This is a genomic window from Nocardia canadensis (genome assembly GCF_032656385.1).
Classification (GTDB): Bacteria; Actinomycetota; Actinomycetes; order Mycobacteriales; family Mycobacteriaceae; genus Nocardia; species Nocardia canadensis.
Map to the genome: position 1 here is coordinate 186,824 of NZ_JAVCWB010000004.1, position 18,091 is coordinate 204,914.

Below are 18,091 nucleotides of genomic sequence, written 5' to 3' on the forward strand. Positions count from 1 at the left end.
GGCGCGGGCCCGGTCAGCGCATCGTGACGACGAGTTTCCCGAGCGTCCGATCCGTCTCGCCGATCGCGTGCGCCTTCGCCGCCTCGGCCCGCGGGAACACCCCGGCGATGGTCGGGCGGATGGTGCCGGCGGCGAGCAGGTCGGCGACCGCGTTCATGCCCGCGTGATCGGCCTCCACGAGCAGCGCGGCGAACCGGACGCCCCGCTCGGCGGCCGCGGCCCGCAGGTCGTCCTGGGCGCCGGCCCGGATGGTGACGAGCAGGCCGCCGGGTCGCAGCGTGGGCAGCGACCGGTGGGAGTTCTCCTCGCCGAGCGTGTCGAGCACCACATCGACGTCGCGCACGACCTGCGCGAAATCGACCTCCCGGTAGTCGATCAGTTCGTCGGCGCCCAGCGCGCGCAGGTGCTCGTGCTTGGGCGCGCTCGCCGTCCCGATGACATACGCGCCCCGCGACTTCGCGATCTGCACCGCGAGGTGGCCGACCCCGCCCGCGGCCGCGTGGATCAGCACCCGCTGGCCCGCCTCGAGATTCGCGGTGTCGACCAGCGCCTGCCAGGCGGTGAGCGCGGCCAGTGGGGTCGCCCCGGCCACGATGTGGTCGACCCCCGCGGGCTTGCGGGCGAAGGCGCGCGCGGGCCCGACGACGTACTCGGCCAGCGAACCGTGCCCGTGCGGATAGGGCAGCATCCCGAACACCTCGTCGCCGGGCTCGAACAGGGTGACGCCGAAGCCGACCGCCTCGACGACACCGGAGACGTCCCAGCCGAGGACGAACGGCGGTGCGGGCAGGAACAATCCGGGGATCGCGCGATGTTTCCAGTCGGTCGGGTTGAGGCCGGCCGCGTGCACCCGGACGAGCAGCTGGCTCGGACCGGGGAGGGGGCGGGGGAGTTCGACCTCGTGCAGGACCTCGGGTCCGCCGAGGGAGTCCTGGCTGATGGCGCGCATGGTGTCGGTCATGGGGTCAACGGTGCCGGGTGCGACCCGGCGAGAAAATGGCCAGATTGTCATCCTCCGATAGAATCGTGCCATGCATCGCGTGGTGGTCCTGGCGCTCGACGGCGTCTACCCGTTCGAACTCGGTACGCCCCAGCGGATCTTCGGCACCCTCGACGACCGCTACGAGGTACTCACCTGCTCGGCCGACGGGCGGCCGGTGCGGACCTGCGCCGACTTCCGGATCGCCGTCGAGCACGGGCCCGAGCTGCTGGCGACCGCCGACACGGTGGTGATTCCGGCCTCCGACATCACCGAGGCGTTGCACGGGCTCGGCGAGGTGACCCTGGGCGCGCTGGCGCGGATCCGGCCCGGCACCCGGATCGTGTCGATCTGCACCGGAGCGTTCGTCCTGGCGGCGGCGGGTTTGCTGGACGGGCGGCCCGCGACCACGCACTGGCGCATGGCCGACTCGTTCCGCAGGCACTTCCCCCGGGTCCGGCTCGACCCGGACGTGCTGTTCGTCGACGACGGCGACGTCCTGACCTCGGCGGGCGCGGCCTCCGGCGTCGACCTGTGCCTGCACATCGTGCGGGCCGACCACGGCAGCGCGGTGGCCAACCACGTGGCGCGCCGCTGTGTGGTGCCGCCGTGGCGCGAAGGCGGTCAGGCGCAGTACATCGACCAGCCCGTCCCCGATCCCGCGATGGCCAGCACCGCCGCGACCAGGCACTGGGCGCTCGAACACCTCGAGCTTCCGCTGACCATGGCGGAACTGGCCGGGCACGCGCGAATGAGTCAGCGCACCTTCGCGCGCCGCTTCGTCGATGAAGTGGGGACGAGTCCGGGTCGCTGGCTCACCCAGCAACGCGTCGCCAGGGCCAGGCTCCTGCTCGAGGCCAGCGATCTGTCGGTCGAGCAGATCGCGAGCCGCGTCGGCTTCGCGACGGGCACCTCGCTCCGCCAGCACTTCCAGGTCGCCGTCGGCGTCGCCCCGCTGGCCTACCGCCGCACGTTCCGCGTCGCCGATGGCGAGCGCGCGACCGCCTGAGCGGCAACCCCGCCGACCGCGGCTGGTCCGGCTGCGCACCGGCGACCGTCATCGCGGCGCGGCTACGGCCAGGCTGGGCACACGTCGGCCACCGCCGTCGCGGCCTGGGCGAGAGCGCGCCGCATCGGAATGTGACCGCCCTCGCGTCGTGGTGACCAGGTCGGATTCGGTGCCGGGGGTGGCCGGTACAGTCCTTGCATACCGAGGATGTACGCCCACCCAGGATTCGGAGGCTCGACGTTGAAGCATGTGCACGCCGGGAAAGTTCGTGACCTCTACGAGGACGGCGACACCCTGCTGCTCGTCGCGTCGGACCGCGTCTCGGTCTACGACGTCGTGCTGCCGACGCCGATTCCGGAGAAGGGCGCGCTGCTGACGCAGCTGTCGAACTGGTGGTTCGAGTACTTCACCGGCATTCCCAACCACGTGGTCTCGGCCACCGACGTGCCCGCCGAGTTCGCCGGGCGCGGTATCCGGGTCAAGCCGCTGAAGATGGTCCAGGTCGAGTGCATCGCGCGCGGGTACCTGACCGGGTCGGGACTCAAGGAATACCAGCAGTCGGGCACCGTGTCCGGTATCGCGCTGCCGCCGGGGCTGCGGGACGGCGACAAGCTGCCCGAGCCGATCTTCACCCCCTCCACCAAGGCCGCCGAGGGGCACGACGAGGCGATCAGCTTCGCCGACGTGGTGAACCAGGAGGGTCGCGAGGTGGCCGAGCGGCTGCGCGATCTCACCCTCGAGATCTACTCGCGCGGTGCCGAGCACGCGGCGAAGGCGGGTGTGATCGTCGCCGACACCAAGGTCGAATTCGGCTGGGACGGTGACGTTCTCACCCTCGGCGACGAGGTGCTCACCTCCGACTCCTCGCGTTTCTGGCCCGCCGACGAGTGGGAGCCGGGCCGCGCCCAGCGCTCCTTCGACAAGCAGTTCGTGCGCGACTGGTCGACCTCCACGGGCTGGAACAAGGAGTACCCGGGCCCGGAGATCCCCGCCGACGTGGTCGAGGCGACCCGGCGCAAGTACGAAGAGGCCTACGAGCGCATCACCGGCAAGACCTGGGGTGGCATCCAGTCCTGAGGTTTCCGCGACGCCCGTCGGTGAACGGGCGTCGCGCCCCCTCTCTTCGCGATCGTGGGGCGTCAGTGCACCGGCGCGAGAACGCCTTTGACCTCGCAGATGTGGTCCATATGCTCGGTGCCCCACGCGCCGAGCGTCACCAGCGCCGCATTGAGTGAGACCCCGAGCTCGGTGAGGGAGTACTCCACTTTCGGTGGCACCTGCGCGTAGACCTCGCGGTGGACGATGCCGTCGTGCTCGAGTTCGCGCAGCTGCTGGATCAGCATCTTCTCGGTCACCCCGGGGACCAGTCGCTTCAGGTCGCCGAAACGCTGGGTGCCGGTGGACAACGCCCACAGGATCAGCGCCTTCCACTTGCCGCCGACGACATCGAGCGCGGCATCGATACCGCAGGAATACGGACGCTCTCGCTGCTTCATGCTCGCCTTACTTACTTTTTGGTGAGTATTGGACTTGATAGTCGGTACTTGTGCAGTGTAGCGCTACCGGCGAATCTAGGAGTGCGTTGCCGACCGGCAACCAGAACTCCGAACCAAGGGGAAACATGACCAACTCGGCGACGGCACAGCGGGTTTCGGTGCTCGGTCTCGGCGCGATGGGCACGGCGCTGGCGCGGGCGCTGCTCGCCGGCGGCCACCAGGTGACGGTGTGGAACCGCACCGCGGCGCGGGCCGAGGCGCTGGTGGCCGAGGGCGCGGTGCTCGCGGCGACCTCCGCCGAGGCGATGGCGGCGGCCGATCTGGTGATCCTGTGCGTGCTCGACGACCCGGCGGTGCGTGAACACGTCGAGCCCGCCGCGGCGCGACTGCGCGGTCGCACCGTGGTGAACCTGACCACCACCACGCCGGAGCAGGCACGGTCGCTGGGCGCGTGGGCGCTGGCCAACGAAGTCGACCTGATCGACGGCGGCATCATGGCCGTGCCGTCGATGATCGGCGGACCGGCGGCGTTCGTGCTCTACAGCGGCGCGACCACGGCCTTCGAGCGGTTCCGCGCCGTGCTGGAGCTGTTCGGCCGCGCCGAGTTCGTCGGCGCGGATTTCGGCGCCGCGGCGATGTACGACCTGGCGATCCTGGGCGGCATGTACTCGATGTTCGCCGGCTTCCAGCAGGGCGGCAAGATGGTACGCACCACCGGTGGCACCGCGGCGCACCTGGCCACGCTGATGGCGCCGTTCCTGCAGGCGATGACGACCATGCTCGCGCAGTACGCCCCCGGCATCGACGACCCGGAGAACTACGTCCCGGAGCAGAGCGCCGAATTCACCGCGGGCGCACTCGGCACCATCGACAAGGCGGCCGCCGAATCCGGCACGCCCACCGAACTCTTCGGTGTCCTGCTGCGCGCACTTCCCGGCATCTAGCCGCCGTGGGAGACCGCCGTCGGGCGCGATCGCGCGGTGACCGGGCCGGTCACCGCGCGATCGCCGGTCCTCAGGCGTTCACCAGCTGCGCGGCCAGGAAATCGTCGACGAAGCCCTCGGCGGTCGCCTCGAACGCGGCGTAGTGCGCGATGCGGGCATCGCCGCTGATCGCCTCGCCGATGATCAGGTTGCCTTCGGCGTCCAGGCTCTGCGGCTGATCCTCGGCGTCGGGAAGCAGGCCGACGCGAGAGTCGGCGAAACCGCTGTAGTAGGCCAGACCCGCGCTGAGCTGGGCTTCCAGCAACTGCTGCATGCCGGGCAGGATCTCGTCGCCCGCGGTCGCACCCGCCAGGCCCAGCCACAGGATGCGCTTGCCCGCCAGGCGCGGCTTGCTGCGGCCGTAGGCGAATCCGTAGTTCCAGACGCTGTCGATCCAGCCCTTGAGCGTCGCGGGCACGCTCTGCCAGTAGACCGGGAACACCACGACCACCACCTCGGCGGTCAGTAGCCGCCGCATGTGCGCCTCGGTCCCGGGGGAGTACCGCTTGTCGCGGTCGCCCCAGTCGGGCTGGTCTGCCACGGTCATTCGCGGGTCGAAGTTCTCGGCGTGCAGATCCAGGAAGTCGATCGTGTACCCGGCGGCGGTGAGCCGGTCGGCCGCGCGGCGCGCGATATGGGCCGACAGCGAGTCGGCGCGGTGGTGGGCGAGCACGACAAGCGCTGTGCGAGTGTCCGATTCGGACTGCTGCGACCCGGTGGTGGTCGGGCCGGTCGGCACGGTGGTGATGGGCGACTGCGACACGGTGGGCTCCCTGTTCGATCGTGGTGTGGGGCGGTGCGCCCCGTGTCTTCGAGTCAACCGCGATTCGCGTGGACGATCTATGGGTGATCATCTCGGGTTGATAGGAGTTCGTCTACGCTGGTGGCATGGACCCGTTGAGTTCACTGCTGAGTGGCATCCGTGCCGACGGCTCGGTCCTGGCCCATGCCGTCCTGCGCGCGCCGTGGACGATCCACTTCGCCGACCGGGCGCCGCTGATCATGGTGTGCGTCCTGCGCGGTGGCGGCACCCTGGTGCTCGCCGACGGTTCGCGCACCCGCCTCGTCGCGGGCGACACGGCGGTGGTGCAGGCCGCAGAACCGTTCCGGCTCATCGACATCGACACCCCCGACGATCGCGCACCGGTGGAATACGAACTGTCCTGCTTCGTGCCGAACGGCTTCGGTCCGGCCGATCTGAGCTGTGCCACACCGGAATTGATCGAGGAGGTCGGCGAAACCGGTGCCCCGGAGGAGACCTCGATGATCGTGGGAGCCTATCGCGCCTCGGGCAGGCGACACGAGCGGCTGTTGCGCGCCCTGCCGCCGGTGATGGTGGTCGCCGCCGACAGTGATGTGTGCGCCTGGCTCGAGGATTCCGCCGCCGAGGCCGTCCGGCACAGCGCGGGCTCGCAGGCCATGATGGACCGCCTGCTGGACTGGGCGCTGGTCTGCAACCTGCGCACCTGGCTCGCCGAACAGCAGCACTGCGCGCCCGCCTGGTATCGCGGGATGGCCGACCCGGTGGTCGGTCCGGCACTGGAAGCCATCCACGCCAAACCGTTCCAGCGCTGGACGGTCGCGAGCCTGGCCGCCGAGGCCGCGGTGTCACGGGCGTTGTTCGCCAAGCGGTTCACCGAGGTGATCGGCGAACCGCCGCTGACCTATCTGACCGAATGGCGGATGGCCGAGGCCGAGGAACTGCTCGCCGATCCCGCGCGCAGCGTCGCTCAGGTGGCGACCAGTGTCGGCTACTCCGACGCCTTCGGGTTCAGCGCCGCGTTCAAGCGCTCGCGCGGCAGCAGCCCGACGGAGTTCCGGGCCGCCCTGGTCTGATCAGGTGCGCGGGGTCAGCAGGACCAGCGGGATCTCCCGGTCGGTCTTGGTCTGGTAGTCGCCGTAGCCCCGGTAGCCCGCGACGACCCGGGGCCACAGTGTCGCCCGTTCTTCGGGGGTGGCGATGTGGGCCGTCATCGGGCGGGTCGGGCCGGTCTGCAGCGACACCTCGACGTCGGGGTTGTCGCGCAGGTTGAGATACCAGGCCGGGTGGGTCGGATCGCCGCCGCGGGAGGCGACCACGACGATGGTGTCACCGTCGACGACCGGCGCGGTCAGCATCACCTTGCGCGGCGTGCCGGATTTGCGGCCGATCGTGGTCAGCTCGAGGGACGGCATCCCGAAGATGCGGTTGCCGACCCGGCCGCCGGTGAGCGTGAGCAGGGCGCGGTGACCGGCGTTCATGATCTTCAGCTGCAGGTCGCTGGGCATGACCGCAATCTACTCCGCGTCCGTGAACGCCCGGGGCACGCGAGGTCAGCCGATCAGCTCGGTCAGCCGGGTGAGGAAGGGGCGCTGACCTTTTCCGAGTTTGTCCAGCGCGGTGGCCGGATCGAACCAAGCCGCCCGGTCGATCTCGGGGAACTCGGCGCGGCGGCCCGAGCGCGGCGGCCACTCCATCTCGAACGTTCCCGGGACCACGTCGGCCGGATCCAGATCGCCCTCGACGGCCCACGCGGTGACGGTCTTGCGCCGGTTCCCGCTGCCGTATCGCACCTCGCCGAGCGCGGTCCATTCGCCTTCGGGCACCGGCAGGCCGAGCTCCTCGGTGAACTCCCTGGCCGCGGCCACGCGCGCCGATTCCTCCTCGGGGACGTACTCGCCCTTGGGGATCGACCACGCCGAGGCGTCCTTCTTCGCCCACAGCGGGCCGCCCAGGTGTCCGAGCAGCACCTCGATCCCGTCCGCGCCGTGCCGATAGACCAGGACGCCCGCGCTGAATACCTCCGTCACGAACCAGAGTCTGCCATCCGCGCGGTCAGTCGAGGCCGTCGACGAACCGGCCGAGCAGGCGGGCGAACTCGGCGCGGTCGGCATCCGGCCAGCCGGTCATCGCGCGGTCGAAGGCGCCGCGGCGGTGCTCGTGCGCGCGGTCGAGCAGGTCCCGGCCCTGCTCGGTGAGCACCAGCAGTGAGCGTCTGCCGTCGGACTGGTCGGCGGCGCGGCGCAGGTAGCCCGCGGTCACGGCGGCCGCGACGAGCTTGCTGGCGCGGGGCTGGTCGACGGCCAGGGCTGCGGCCACCGTGGACACCGTCGGGGCGGTCGCGTCCTCGACGACATCGAGCACGTCGAAGGCTTGGCCGCTCGGCGCGTCCGCCGCCAGGGTGCGCCGGGTCTGCCGCCGCCGGATGGTGATCATCGCCCGTTCGATCCGCTCGACCTCGTCCACGGGCTCATGCTACCTTTTGAACATATACATGCCATAGGACATGTAATTGTTGATAGACATGAAAGGTGGACGATGACCGAGCGCAGATTGATCGGCTATCAGGTCAAACGCCTGGACCGACTCATCGAAGCGACCTTCGTTCGGGCGGTGGACAGTGTCGGGATGTCGCGTCGGGAATGGCAGACGCTCACCACGATCGTCCGGGACCCCGGCGCCGATCCGGTCGACGCGTTGCGTCCGTTCTGGGACTCCGCCGACGAGTCGATCACCGATGTCACCACCGCACTGGCCGCGCGGGGCTGGATCGCCCGCGCGGACAGCGGTCGGTGGGCGGCCACCGACGTCGGTCGGGCGGCGCACGAGTCCGCCGCCCGGTCGGTGGGCGCCATCCGTGGACAACTGGCCGAGGGGATCACCGCGGCCGAATTCGCCGCGTTCACCGACACTCTCGCGCACATGATCGCCAACCTCGAGCAGTCGGGCTAGCCGACCACGGCCAAGCGAGGCCGGATCTCGGCGCGAGCCCGCCGGGCTTCCCCGCCCGGGCCGACGCTCAGTGGGCGGGCGTGGTTTCTGCAGGCCGCTGCGGCGAGCCCGCCGCGCCCGACCGCACGCGGGCGGCGCGCAACAGCAGGTAGTCGCGCTCCGGCACGCTCGCCGTCTGCTTCGCGGCCAGCTGATACTGCGCGACGGCGGCGGCGTCCTCGCCCGCCATCTCGTGCAGGTGCCCGCGTACCGCGGCGAGCCGGTGGGAGCGGGCCAGCGGCTCGGCCACCGTGTCGGCGACCGCGAGCCCGGCGGCCGGGCCGTGCACCATGGCGGTCGCCACCGCCCGGTTCAGGGTGACCATCGGATTCGGGTTCGCCCGTTCGATCATGGTGTAGAGCACCAGGATCCGGGCCCAGTCGGTGTCCTGGACGCGCGCGGCCTGGGCGTGCAGGCCCGCGACCGCGGCCTGGAGTTGGTAGTTCCCGGTGAGCCCGGTGGACATCGTCGCGGTGAGCAGGCGCAGGCCCTCGGTGATCTGGGCGCGATCCCAGCGGGTGCGATCCTGCTCGTGCAGCGGGACCAGTTCGCCGTGCGGACCCGAGCGCGTGGCCCGGCGGGCATCGGTGAGCAGCATCAAGGCGAGCAGGCCGGTGACCTCGGTGTTCTCGGGCAGCAGGGCCCGCAGCGCGCGGGTCAGCCGGATCGCCTCGGCGGAGAGGTCGCCGCGGCGCAGCCCCGCGCCCGCGCTGCTGGTGTGACCCTCGGTGAAGATCACGTACAGCACCTGCAGCACCGCGCTCAGCCGCGCGCTGTCCTGCGCGCCGTCGGCGAACGGACGCTCCGATTCGGCCAGGCGCTTCTTCGCGCGGGAGATGCGTTGCGCCATGGTCGCTTCCGGGACCAGGAAGGCGGCGGCGATCTCGGCGGTGCTCAGGCCGCCGACGGCGCGCAAGGTCAGCGCGATCGCGCCGGCGGGCGGCAGATCGGGGTGGCAGCACAGGAAGTACATGTCGAGGGTGTCGTCGCGGCCGCTCGCCTCGACCGGCACCTCGCGCACGAACACCGTGGTCTCCCTGCGCCGCCGCGCGACCTCGGCGCGTACCGCGTCGGCCATCCGGCGCTGGGCGACCTGGATCAGCCAGCCGCGCGGATGCTCCGGTAGTCCCTCGGTCCGCCATTGGGTCGCCGCGGCCAGCAGCGCGTCCTGCACGGCATCCTCGGCCAGGTCGAAATCGCCGAACCGGCGGACGAGAACACCGAGGACCTGCGGGGCGAGTTCGCGCAGCAGGTCCTCGATGCGGGGCGTCGTGCTCACTCCGCGGGCGCGCTCATGACCTGGCGCACCTCGATGTACTCGCCGATCGGCTTGCCGCCGGGCCCGGGCGCGGCCGAGGCCTGCGCGGCGATCTCGATCGCGCGCTCGCGCGAGTCGACGTCGACGACCCAGTAGCCGGCCAGGAACTCCTTGGTCTCGGGGAACGGGCCGTCGGTGACCACCGGCGCCGAGCGGCCGTCGGAGACCACGATCAGTGCCTGATCCGGTCCGGCCAAGCCCTGGGCCTCGACGAGTTCGCCCGCGGCGGCGAGCTGTTCGCCCAGCGCCCGCTGGAAATCGATGTGGGCGGCGATGTCCTCGGGCGCCCACTCGGGCAGCGGGGTGCTGCAGTAGGCGGCGTCGGCGTAGGTCTTGACCAGCATGTACTTCATCGCATAGCTCCTGGGGTCGCGGGCGCCCGGCGGGCGCGCTCGAGACATGGTCGGAGCCGGCGCGCGCTGTTCGACACGTCGGCTCCGGCCTGTGATGTGAACTGGATCACAGTGGAATGTCGGGGTCGGCCAGCCGCTCCGGATCGACCGGCTCGCCCGCCAGGATCAGCTGCTTGATTCGCTCGGTCACGTCCCAGACGTTGACATTCATGCCCGCCACGACCCGGTTCTGCGGGTCCAGCCAGAACGTCACGAACTCGCGTTCGGCCTGGTCCCCGCGCACCACCACGCGCACGTCGTCATCGCGGCCGACATAGCCGGTGTACTCCATGCCGACGTCGTACTGATCGCTGAAGAAGTACGGGAGCCGGTCATAGGAAGCGGGCTTGCCCAGCATGGTCAGCGCCGCCACGGCGGGCTGATTGAGCGCGGTGGCCCAGTGCTCCACCCGGACGGGCCGGTTCAGCACCGGATGCTGCTGCTCGGCGATGTCGCCGACGGCGACCACGTCCGGGTCGCTGGTGCGCAGCGCCGCGTCGACCACCACACCGCCGTTCGTCGCGAGCCCCGCCGCCAGGGCGCCCTCGATATTGGGTGCCGCGCCCACCGCGACCAGCACCGCCTCGGCGGGCACCACGGTGCCGTCACCGAGCTGCACGCCGGTCGCCACGCCGTCCTCGGTCAGGATCATCTCGACGGTGGTACCGGTCCGCAGGTCGACCCCGTGCGAGCGATGCAGCTCGGCGTAGAACGCGCCCATCTCCGGACCGAGCACGCCGACCAGCGGCAACTCGGCCGACTCGAGCACGGTGACGTCGACCTGCCTGGCGCGCGCCTGGGCGGCGACCTCGAGCCCGATCCACCCCGCGCCGATGATCACCAGTTTGCGGTGCGAGCGCAGCAGCTCGGCGATCACCTCCGAATCCCCGATCGTGCGCAGCGTGTACACATTCGGCGCGGCGGCACCGGGGATGGGCAGCATGCGTGGACGTGAGCCGGTGGCCAGCGCCAGCTTGTCGTAGGTCAACGTGGAGCCGTCGGGCAGCGTCACAGTGTGGGCGGCCGGATCGAAGGCCGTCGCGGTGGTGCCCAGCCGCAGGTCGATGTGGTGATCGCGGTACCAGGATCCCTGGTCGACGGTGAAATCGGGCAGCTGCTGGGTGCCGGCCAGATGCTGTTTGGACAGTGGGGGCCGCTCGTAGGGCAGCTCCTCCTCGGCGGCGAGCACGGTGACCCGGCCGTCGAAGTCGTTGGCGCGCAGAGCCTCGGCCAGCTTGGCTGCACCGAGTCCGCCGCCGATGACGACGAAATGCTGATTCGAGCTCATGAACGGACTCCTTCTCGCGGACGACCGGACTCCCTCGCCTCGAGCCTAGTGCGCGCGATGGCGCACGGGAACGATTCCGGTCGTCGCGGGGTTGCACCAACCGGTGGGCGCGTCGCCCCGCCGAGCTGACCCGAGAGGAAAATCGTGAGCGATCAGGCCACGAAGGACGTCGTCGATTTCTGGTTCGATCCGTTGTGCCCCTGGTGCTGGATCACGTCCCGCTGGATCCTCGAAGTGGAGAAGGTGCGCGACATCGAGGCGCGCTTCCACGTGATGAGTCTGTCGGTGCTCAACGAGGGCAAGGACGACCTGCCCGAGCGCTACGTCGACCTGATGGCCGCGGGCTGGGGACCGGTCCGGGTCGCCGTCGCCGCCGCCGAGAAGTCCGGCGACGAGATCCTGTTGCCGCTCTACACCGCGCTGGGCACCCGCATCCACGAGCGCAAGGACGAGTACCAGCGCGACTCCGTCGCCGAGAGCCTGGCCGCGGTCGTCGCCGACGCGCTGGCCGAGCTGGATCTCCCCGCCGAGCTCGCCGAGGCCGCGACCAGCACCGACTTCGACGAGGCGCTGCGCGCGAGTCACCACGCGGGCATGGACAAGGTCGGCCCCGATGTGGGTACCCCGACCATCCACGTCAACGGCGTGGCGTTCTTCGGTCCCGTGCTCTCGCGCATTCCGCGCGGCGAGGACGCGGGCCGGGTGTGGGACGGCGTGGTCGCGCTGGCCTCGTACCCGCACTTCTTCGAGCTCAAGCGCACGCGGACCGAGGACCCGGTCTTCGACTGAGCGACGAACGGGGTGCCGGACTCCTCGGTCCGGCACCCCGCCGTGGTCACACCGGCTTCGGCGGGAGCGCGCGCGGCACGGTGATCGGTGGATAGCCGCCCGGCGGTGGGATCGCGCCGGGATGGGGCGCGCTCGGGCGCAGGAACATCGGACCGTGCCTGCTGCGGTCGCGCAGTGCCCACATCCGCCAGGTGAGGACCGGATGGCTGGACATGGCGTTGATCAGCCAGACGAACCCGCCCTTCTCGATCGCGGCCCGATCGGCCATCTCGTCGAAACCGACCTGCGCGTTGAGGTACTTGCCCGCGGCCAGCGTCCCCATCGCGCCGGGCGCGCCCTGATACCGATTACAGAATCCGTGGTTGTCCGCGGTGTACTCCTGGGCCCGGATCAGCGAGGACCCCAGGATCGGCAGCCACGGCGCGACGAACATGCCGAGCTGGCGCCAATACGACACGTGCCCCGCGGCGATATGGCCCACCTCGTGGCCGATGATGAAGGCCAGTGCGTCGGGATCGCGGGCGGTGCCGCCGATTTCGAACAGGTCGCTGTAGACCACGACGAACCGGCGGAACCCGTGTCCGGAGGCGAACGCGTTGATCTGGCCGTTGCCGAGCACGACATAGGCGTCGGGCACCTTGCTCATGCCGAACCGCGCGGCCGCCTCCTGCACCATCCGGTAGCCCTCGGGGAACTGCGTCGGCGACATCTTCACGCCGTTGATCCGCTGGGTCGCGTAGTTGAGACCACGACCCATCCACAGCAGCACCGGCGCGAACACCAGCAGCAGCACATACGGACTGGTCAGGATCGAACCGCTGTCGACCGGCTGTCCCTTGTCGTCGAGCACCGGCTCGGCGAAGAACTCGACCAACAGGATCAGCGCCACGAGCAGATACGCCACCGTCGTGAACATGATGACGACCACCAGCAGCGGGATCTCCCACGAATGCCGGGCCGGCATCCCGTATGGAGACAGCCCGCGCGGCTGATGCCGCGGCGGGATCGGCGGACCGCCGGGCGGGTGGTAACCGGCCTGCGGCACCGGGGGATACGGGCCGGGGTACTGGGGCGCGGGCGCGTACGGTTGGGCCGGGAAACCGCTGGTCGGCGGGACTGGCTGGGCCCACGGAGACGACGCGGAGCCGGGGTGCGGGGGTGGAACGGGGGTGTCGCCGGTGGTCTTGTCGAGCGACGGTGCCGACTCGGCGGGTGGGCCGGAATGCCCCGGTGGGGGACCTGCCGAAGGCGGCTGAAGCGGTTCGTGCGGGTGCATGAAACGACTCTAAGCGGGCCTGACACAATCGCAGCCATGCGCGTTTACCTGGGTGCCGACCATGCCGGTTTCGAACTGAAGAATCACGTCAAGGCCCATCTGCAGGAGGCCGGACACGACGTCGTCGACTGTGGTGCTCTCGAGTACGACGCCCTCGACGACTACCCCGCCTTCTGCATCGAGGCGGCCCGCCGCACTGTCGCCGATCCGGGCTCGCTCGGCCTGGTCTTCGGTGGCAGCGGCAACGGCGAGCAGATCGCCGCCAACAAGGTCCCCGGCGCCCGCTGCGCCCTGGCCTGGAGCGTCGAGACCGCCAAGCTGGCCCGCGAACACAACAACGCCCAGCTGATCGGCATCGGCGGCCGCATGCACACCACCGCCGAGGCGCTGGCCATCGTCGACGCGTTCCTCGCCCAGGCGTGGTCGGAAGAGCCGCGCCACCAGCGCCGCATCGACATCCTCGCCGACTACGAGAAGTCCGGCGAAGCCCCCGCGGTCCCCGCGTACTGAGGGCCACCCGCCCGACCGTGAGTTGATCGAGATCGAGGAAGGTGTGTTTCTTGCCTGAGGGGCACACCCTTCATCGCATCGCCCGCCTGCATCAAGAACGGTTCGCCGGTGGCGCCGTGCGGGTTTCGAGCCCGCAGGGGCGCTTCGCCGAGGGCGCGGCGATGGTGGACGGGCAGGTGCTCGAGTCGGCCGAGGCGGTCGGCAAGCACCTGCTGCACCACTACGCGTCCGGGCTTACGGTGCACGTGCACCTCGGGTTGTACGGCACCTTCAGCGAGGCCGAGCTGCCGATGGCGGCACCGGTCGGTCAGGTGCGGATGCGGATGCTCGGCGCCGCCACCGATTTCGGCACCGACCTGCGCGGGCCGACCGCCTGCGAGGTGCTGTTGCCGCCCGAGGTCGACGCACTGACCGCCCGCCTCGGCGCCGATCCGCTGCGGCCCGACGCCGACCACGAACGCGCGGGCGCGCGGATCCGCCGCTCCCGCCGGGCGATCGGCGCGCTGCTGATGGATCAGGCGCTGATCGCCGGCGTCGGCAACGTCTACCGCGCGGAAGTGCTCTTCCGGCACGGCATCTCGCCGTTCCGCCCCGGCACCTCGGTGAGCGCCGCCGAATGGGACGCGCTGTGGGCCGACCTCGTCGCGCTGATGCCGGTCGGTGTGGCCACCGGCCGCATGCACGTCGTGCGGCCCGAACACGACACGGGCGCACCGTCCTACGCCCAGGACCGGCCGCGCACCTACGTCTACCGCCGCCAGGGCGAGCCCTGCCGGGTGTGCGCGACCCCGATCGCGCACGGCGTCATGGACGGGCGAAACCTCTTCTGGTGCCCGACCTGCCAACCGCGCTGAGCCCGCCGGGGGTACTCGCTCTGACGTGGATGCGCTCGCCGTGCGCGCCGAACAGACTCAGGATCTCGACACTGCCGCGGCCGGCCGCGCCGAACCAGTGCGGGATCCGGCAGTCGAACTCGGCCGCCTCACCCGCGCCCATGACGAAATCGTGGTCACCGAGCCGGACCCGCAGCCGTCCACGCAGTACGTACAGCCACTCGTGGCCGTCGTGGGCGCGCGGGAACGGTTCGGCGTCGCGGGCGGGGATGACCATCTTGTAGGCCCGTGGCTTTCCGGGATGACGGGACAGCGGGATCAGCGTCCGGCCGCCGTTGTCGGTGGACTCCGGCGCCACCCGGGGATCGACGACGCGTGGCGCCGCGACGATCTCGTCGAGGCCGATGCCCAGCGCCGTCGTAATCGGCAGCAGCAGTTCGAGACTCGGCTTGCGCTGCCCCGATTCCAGCCGTGACAGCGTGCTCGTCGAGACGCCGGTGGCGCGGGCGAGCGCGGCCAGGCTGACATCGCGCTTGTCCCTGGCCCGGCGCAATCGCGGCCCGATCTGCTCGATCACCGCGCCGACGGTCGGCTGATCCTCCATCCACCCAGTGGAATCCATCCGTCCCGAAAACGGCAAGGTTCTTTGCTGAGAGAGCAAGAACGTCGCGATGCTCGTCGCGGAGGTGATCCGAGATGGATTCGACAAAGGAAACGGGCACGACGGCCCCGGCTTCGCAGACGAGCGACCGGCTGCCGACGGGGGTATATCTGCTGGGGTTCAGCCTGTTCGCGATGGGCAGCGCGGAGTTCCTGCTCGCGGGGGTGCTTCCCGACGTCGCCCTCGATCTGGGGGTGCCGCTCGCGTCCGCGGGCCTGCTCATCACCGCGTTCGCGCTCGGCGTGGTCTTCGGTGGACCGCCGTGCGCGGTGCTCGGCCTGCGCCTGCCGCGACGGTCGGCACTATTGGTGACCCAAGCGGTGTTCGCCGCGAGTATCGCGATCGGGCTGGTCGGTGACTATCGGGTGCTGCTGATCTCGCGGGTGGTCGCCGGCGTCGCCTACGCGGGATTCTTCGCGGTCGCGTCGGTGACGGCGGTCCGGCTGGTGACCCCGGACCGCGTCGGGCGCGCGTCCGGGGTCGTGGTGAGCGGGCTCAGTGTGGCCATGGTGGTCGGCGGTCCGCTGGGGACGCTGCTGAGCCAGGTCCTCGGCTGGCGCGGCGGATTCGTCGCCGTCGTGCTGTTGACCCTCGCGGGACTGCTCGGCTGCCTGCTCGGAATACCCACGGGCGCAACGGAGTCCGGGGCCGGGCCGCAGGTGCGCCGTGAGCTCGCGGTGATGCGAACGCCCGCGCTGTGGGGGATCTACGCGATCACCATCCTGAGCACCGCGGCCTACATGATCACGTTCAACTATCTGGCGGCGCTGCTGGGGGAGGTCACCGGCATCGCGGCCGTGTGGATCCCGGCCGTCCTCGCGCTGTTCGGCATCGGCGCGTTCGTCGGCCTGTCCATCGGCGGCCGGATCGCCGACCGGCGACCGCATACCGCGCTGCTGGCCGGGACGATCGCCATCGGACTGCTGTCGGTGGTGCTCGCGGCGGCGATGGACCGGGCGTGGGTGGTGGTGCCGGCGGTCTTCGCGCTCGGCGTCGCGGCGTTCGTCCTCAATCCCGCGCTCTACCGCCGGGTGTTCACCATCGCGGCCGCGGCCCCCACGCTCGCCGGGGCCACCACGGTGTCGGCGTTCCAGCTGGGGATCAGCGGCACGCCGGTGCTGGCCGCCGCCGCTCTCACGCACGGCGGCGGTCTCACCTCGGTCAGCCTGATCGGCGCGGTGCTCGCGGTCGCGGCGCTGCCGCTGATCCGGCTCGACGCGACGCATCGAGCCGGATCCGAGCGCACTGCCTGACTACTGTCATCGAAAGGGGTTGAGCCGGAACGCGAAGTGCAGGCTTCGCGATCCGACTCAGCCCGCGACCGCGGTTCCCAGTTCCGGGTCGCCCGATTCGGCGAGCGCGAAACGCCGCCCGCCCGCGGATTTCGCCGAATACATCGCGCGGTCGGCGCGACGCAGCAGATCGGTGAAATCGCACGTCTTTCCCGGCGCGCAGAACGCCGTGCCCACGCTCGCCGAGACCGGTACCGGCCCCGCGCTCGACCACACCGGGTCGCGCAGCGCCGCCACCACGCGGTGCGCCAGTTCGCCGAGGGTGTCGCGCCGCGGGTTGGCGGCGACGACGAACTCGTCACCGCCGTACCGGCAGATCACCGTGTCGGGCGGGCACACCTCGCGCAACCGGTTGGCCAGTTCGACCAAGACCTCGTCGCCGATCGCGTGTCCGTAGCCGTCGTTGATCTGCTTGAACCGGTCCAGGTCGACCACCAGCACACCGACGCCGCGGGTCGGGTCGGCCGCGAAGGCCCGCACCCGTTCCTGCAGCAACGTGCGGTTGGCCAGATCGGTCAGCGCGTCGTGGGTTGCTTCGTGGCGCAAGCGGTGCTGCAGCGCGGCGATCTCCTGTACGCGCAGCGACACTTTCGCCGAGATGTTCTGTTCCTGTTGCGCGAGCGCCCGTTCCTGCAACGCCTGCGCGTAACTGTCGATGGCCTGACTGGCGACCAGCGGCCAGCGGGTGGCCACCAGCGAGCCGGGCACGCCGGAAGGGAAGCCGAGCAGCCAGCGGGTGGCGTGCGCCAGCATCCTGGTTCGTTCGAAGGGCGCCTCGGCCAGCCGGGCGCCGAGCATCCGCGCCTGTGGCACCGGGAACGGTTCGGTCCGCGCAAGATGCAGCAGCCGCTCGACGATCTCGACGAGCACCGGCTCCAACTGGTGCGGCGCCGTGGACGATCCCGGTTCGGCGCATACCGCGCGGGCCCAGGCGCGGGCCATCGCGGCGACCGGTGGCTCGATGTGGACAGTCATCGACATCACCGGCGGTAGGTGGCGACGAGCTCGCCACCTCGATCGTTCGCACTGCTACGCGGTTGAGTCCACCGAGTTCGGCACACGCTCACCGCCCCCTTTCCAGATACCCCCGTCCGGCAAAAAGGATCCTAGCAAGCCACCCGAGACCGAAAGGTCGCGTCGTAGAACGCGTTGCAGGTCTCTCGCGAATGGCGATCGGCTATGACATCGCTGCAGGCGCTCCGGCGTTACACACTTCCCGAAAAAACTTTGGGAAGACCGAAACCTGCAGCGTAGAGCCCATCTCGAGGTGGCGGTCGTTGCCATGTCATGAGGTTCCTCCTGGCCCAAGGGCGAGTCGTGACGAGGTGGCCGAGTGACCACGACTCCCCCCGACAAGGAGCCCGTCACGCGCCATTTCATGGTGGCCTACTCGCCGCCCACGTGCCAGGTTTTTAAGGAAAATTCTCCTATTTATTCCCCCGGTGGAGCAGGCGCCGGTCCCCATGGGCGCGCATCCACCATCGTGGCCGGGAGGGGGTTCGCGTGGATAGGGT

Annotated in this window: 21 protein-coding genes; 9 read left to right on the plus strand and 12 right to left on the minus strand. The window is 70.5% G+C overall.

Going from position 1 to position 18,091, the window contains the following annotated elements; all coding sequences use genetic code 11:
- Positions 1-13 precede the first annotated feature (13 nt).
- Positions 14-961 carry an NADP-dependent oxidoreductase gene (locus tag Q7X29_RS09650; protein WP_316573850.1) on the minus strand — a complete coding sequence of 316 codons (948 nt, stop codon included), beginning with the start codon at positions 959-961 and terminating at the stop codon, positions 14-16.
- A 70-nt stretch (positions 962-1,031) separates the two neighbouring features.
- On the opposite strand from Q7X29_RS09650, the gene Q7X29_RS09655 reads away from it, so the two are divergent.
- Both Q7X29_RS09655 and Q7X29_RS09660 read left to right on the plus strand, forming a co-directional pair.
- Positions 1,032-1,988: a GlxA family transcriptional regulator gene (locus tag Q7X29_RS09655; RefSeq protein ID WP_316573851.1), complete on the plus strand. Its 957-nt coding sequence runs from the start codon at positions 1,032-1,034 to the stop codon at positions 1,986-1,988.
- A 207-nt stretch (positions 1,989-2,195) separates the two neighbouring features.
- Positions 2,196-3,065 (plus strand): phosphoribosylaminoimidazolesuccinocarboxamide synthase, encoded by an 870-nt coding sequence (locus Q7X29_RS09660; RefSeq protein ID WP_218721502.1) that lies wholly within the window; start codon positions 2,196-2,198, stop codon positions 3,063-3,065.
- Between the two features lie 62 nt (positions 3,066-3,127).
- On the opposite strand, the gene Q7X29_RS09665 is transcribed toward Q7X29_RS09660, so the two are convergent.
- The gene (locus tag Q7X29_RS09665; protein ID WP_218721501.1) at positions 3,128-3,484 is read right to left on the minus strand and encodes a winged helix-turn-helix transcriptional regulator; all 357 of its coding nucleotides are present in this window, start codon (positions 3,482-3,484) and stop codon (positions 3,128-3,130) included.
- A gap of 50 nt (positions 3,485-3,534) precedes the next feature.
- On the opposite strand from Q7X29_RS09665, the gene Q7X29_RS09670 reads away from it, so the two are divergent.
- Positions 3,535-4,428, plus strand: a complete 894-nt coding sequence (locus Q7X29_RS09670) for an NAD(P)-dependent oxidoreductase (RefSeq protein ID WP_316573852.1) — start codon at positions 3,535-3,537, stop codon at positions 4,426-4,428.
- Positions 4,429-4,498: 70 nt separating this feature from the next.
- Here the strand turns inward: Q7X29_RS09670 and Q7X29_RS09675 are convergent, their stop codons facing one another.
- Complete coding sequence (locus Q7X29_RS09675; RefSeq protein ID WP_316573853.1) at positions 4,499-5,230, minus strand: NAD(P)H-dependent oxidoreductase; 732 nt, start codon at positions 5,228-5,230, stop codon at positions 4,499-4,501.
- A 125-nt stretch (positions 5,231-5,355) separates the two neighbouring features.
- On the opposite strand from Q7X29_RS09675, the gene Q7X29_RS09680 reads away from it, so the two are divergent.
- Positions 5,356-6,303: an AraC family transcriptional regulator gene (locus Q7X29_RS09680; protein WP_316573854.1), complete on the plus strand. Its 948-nt coding sequence runs from the start codon at positions 5,356-5,358 to the stop codon at positions 6,301-6,303.
- Here the strand turns inward: Q7X29_RS09680 and Q7X29_RS09685 are convergent, their stop codons facing one another.
- From Q7X29_RS09685 to Q7X29_RS09695, 3 genes are read right to left on the minus strand one after another with little or no spacing between them, the layout of a single operon-like run.
- Entirely contained in the window at positions 6,304-6,735 is a 432-nt protein-coding gene (locus Q7X29_RS09685; protein ID WP_218721498.1) for a nitroreductase family deazaflavin-dependent oxidoreductase, read from the minus strand.
- A 45-nt stretch (positions 6,736-6,780) separates the two neighbouring features.
- On the minus strand, positions 6,781-7,257 hold the full coding sequence (locus Q7X29_RS09690) for an NUDIX domain-containing protein (protein ID WP_308248665.1): 477 nt from the start codon (positions 7,255-7,257) through the stop codon (positions 6,781-6,783).
- Positions 7,258-7,282: 25 nt separating this feature from the next.
- Complete coding sequence (locus Q7X29_RS09695) at positions 7,283-7,693, minus strand: MarR family winged helix-turn-helix transcriptional regulator (protein ID WP_316573855.1); 411 nt, start codon at positions 7,691-7,693, stop codon at positions 7,283-7,285.
- A 72-nt stretch (positions 7,694-7,765) separates the two neighbouring features.
- Between Q7X29_RS09695 and Q7X29_RS09700 the strand changes: the two genes are divergently transcribed.
- Complete coding sequence (locus Q7X29_RS09700) at positions 7,766-8,179, plus strand: MarR family transcriptional regulator (RefSeq protein ID WP_316573856.1); 414 nt, start codon at positions 7,766-7,768, stop codon at positions 8,177-8,179.
- Positions 8,180-8,246: 67 nt separating this feature from the next.
- Here Q7X29_RS09700 and Q7X29_RS09705 read toward each other — a convergent pair whose 3' ends face one another.
- The 3 genes from Q7X29_RS09705 to Q7X29_RS09715 all read right to left on the minus strand — a co-directional run bounded on the left by Q7X29_RS09705 (position 8,247) and on the right by Q7X29_RS09715 (position 11,216).
- The gene (locus Q7X29_RS09705) at positions 8,247-9,497 is read right to left on the minus strand and encodes an RNA polymerase sigma factor (RefSeq protein ID WP_218721494.1); all 1,251 of its coding nucleotides are present in this window, start codon (positions 9,495-9,497) and stop codon (positions 8,247-8,249) included.
- Positions 9,494-9,889: a YciI family protein gene (locus tag Q7X29_RS09710; protein ID WP_218721493.1), complete on the minus strand. Its 396-nt coding sequence runs from the start codon at positions 9,887-9,889 to the stop codon at positions 9,494-9,496. The genes Q7X29_RS09705 and Q7X29_RS09710 overlap by 4 nt, the downstream gene beginning before the upstream one ends.
- 106 nt (positions 9,890-9,995) lie before the next feature.
- Positions 9,996-11,216, minus strand: a complete 1,221-nt coding sequence (locus Q7X29_RS09715) for an NAD(P)/FAD-dependent oxidoreductase (RefSeq protein ID WP_316573857.1) — start codon at positions 11,214-11,216, stop codon at positions 9,996-9,998.
- Between the two features lie 144 nt (positions 11,217-11,360).
- Here Q7X29_RS09715 and Q7X29_RS09720 point away from each other — a divergent pair, with 144 nt between their 5' ends.
- Complete coding sequence (locus Q7X29_RS09720; RefSeq protein WP_316573858.1) at positions 11,361-12,005, plus strand: mycothiol-dependent nitroreductase Rv2466c family protein; 645 nt, start codon at positions 11,361-11,363, stop codon at positions 12,003-12,005.
- Positions 12,006-12,051: 46 nt separating this feature from the next.
- Here Q7X29_RS09720 and Q7X29_RS09725 read toward each other — a convergent pair whose 3' ends face one another.
- On the minus strand, positions 12,052-13,281 hold the full coding sequence (locus Q7X29_RS09725) for a M48 family metallopeptidase (protein ID WP_316573859.1): 1,230 nt from the start codon (positions 13,279-13,281) through the stop codon (positions 12,052-12,054).
- A gap of 36 nt (positions 13,282-13,317) precedes the next feature.
- On the opposite strand from Q7X29_RS09725, the gene Q7X29_RS09730 reads away from it, so the two are divergent.
- Both Q7X29_RS09730 and Q7X29_RS09735 read left to right on the plus strand, forming a co-directional pair.
- Positions 13,318-13,791 carry a ribose-5-phosphate isomerase gene (locus tag Q7X29_RS09730; RefSeq protein WP_019045753.1) on the plus strand — a complete coding sequence of 158 codons (474 nt, stop codon included), beginning with the start codon at positions 13,318-13,320 and terminating at the stop codon, positions 13,789-13,791.
- A gap of 50 nt (positions 13,792-13,841) precedes the next feature.
- Positions 13,842-14,645 carry an Fpg/Nei family DNA glycosylase gene (locus Q7X29_RS09735; protein WP_218721490.1) on the plus strand — a complete coding sequence of 268 codons (804 nt, stop codon included), beginning with the start codon at positions 13,842-13,844 and terminating at the stop codon, positions 14,643-14,645.
- Here Q7X29_RS09735 and Q7X29_RS09740 read toward each other — a convergent pair.
- The gene (locus Q7X29_RS09740) at positions 14,596-15,228 is read right to left on the minus strand and encodes a helix-turn-helix domain-containing protein (protein WP_316573860.1); all 633 of its coding nucleotides are present in this window, start codon (positions 15,226-15,228) and stop codon (positions 14,596-14,598) included. The genes Q7X29_RS09735 and Q7X29_RS09740 overlap by 50 nt on opposite strands.
- Before the next feature lie 92 nt (positions 15,229-15,320).
- Here Q7X29_RS09740 and Q7X29_RS09745 point away from each other — a divergent pair, with 92 nt between their 5' ends.
- Positions 15,321-16,538: an MFS transporter gene (locus tag Q7X29_RS09745; RefSeq protein ID WP_316573861.1), complete on the plus strand. Its 1,218-nt coding sequence runs from the start codon at positions 15,321-15,323 to the stop codon at positions 16,536-16,538.
- Positions 16,539-16,595: 57 nt separating this feature from the next.
- Here the strand turns inward: Q7X29_RS09745 and Q7X29_RS09750 are convergent, their stop codons facing one another.
- A complete protein-coding gene (locus Q7X29_RS09750; RefSeq protein WP_110039617.1) occupies positions 16,596-17,552 on the minus strand; it encodes a GGDEF domain-containing protein in 957 nt (318 codons plus the stop codon).
- Positions 17,553-18,091: the final 539 nt, after the last annotated feature.

Excerpts from the sequence above, each read along its gene's own strand:
- Q7X29_RS09650 (WP_316573850.1), bottom strand. The coding sequence starts at position 961 with ATGACCGACACCATGCGCGCCATCAGCCAGGACTCCCTCGGCGGACCC.
- Q7X29_RS09655 (WP_316573851.1), top strand. The coding sequence starts at position 1,032 with ATGCATCGCGTGGTGGTCCTGGCGCTCGACGGCGTCTACCCGTTCGAA.
- Q7X29_RS09660 (WP_218721502.1), top strand. The coding sequence starts at position 2,196 with ATGTACGCCCACCCAGGATTCGGAGGCTCGACGTTGAAGCATGTGCAC.
- Q7X29_RS09665 (WP_218721501.1), bottom strand. The coding sequence starts at position 3,484 with ATGAAGCAGCGAGAGCGTCCGTATTCCTGCGGTATCGATGCCGCGCTC.
- Q7X29_RS09680 (WP_316573854.1), top strand. The coding sequence starts at position 5,356 with ATGGACCCGTTGAGTTCACTGCTGAGTGGCATCCGTGCCGACGGCTCG.
- Q7X29_RS09685 (WP_218721498.1), bottom strand. The coding sequence starts at position 6,735 with ATGCCCAGCGACCTGCAGCTGAAGATCATGAACGCCGGTCACCGCGCC.
- Q7X29_RS09700 (WP_316573856.1), top strand. The coding sequence starts at position 7,766 with ATGACCGAGCGCAGATTGATCGGCTATCAGGTCAAACGCCTGGACCGA.
- Q7X29_RS09710 (WP_218721493.1), bottom strand. The coding sequence starts at position 9,889 with ATGAAGTACATGCTGGTCAAGACCTACGCCGACGCCGCCTACTGCAGC.
- Q7X29_RS09715 (WP_316573857.1), bottom strand. The coding sequence starts at position 11,216 with ATGAGCTCGAATCAGCATTTCGTCGTCATCGGCGGCGGACTCGGTGCA.
- Q7X29_RS09725 (WP_316573859.1), bottom strand. The coding sequence starts at position 13,281 with ATGCACCCGCACGAACCGCTTCAGCCGCCTTCGGCAGGTCCCCCACCG.
- Q7X29_RS09730 (WP_019045753.1), top strand. The coding sequence starts at position 13,318 with ATGCGCGTTTACCTGGGTGCCGACCATGCCGGTTTCGAACTGAAGAAT.
- Q7X29_RS09740 (WP_316573860.1), bottom strand. The coding sequence starts at position 15,228 with ATGGAGGATCAGCCGACCGTCGGCGCGGTGATCGAGCAGATCGGGCCG.
- Q7X29_RS09745 (WP_316573861.1), top strand. The coding sequence starts at position 15,321 with ATGGATTCGACAAAGGAAACGGGCACGACGGCCCCGGCTTCGCAGACG.
- Q7X29_RS09750 (WP_110039617.1), bottom strand. The coding sequence starts at position 17,552 with ATGACTGTCCACATCGAGCCACCGGTCGCCGCGATGGCCCGCGCCTGG.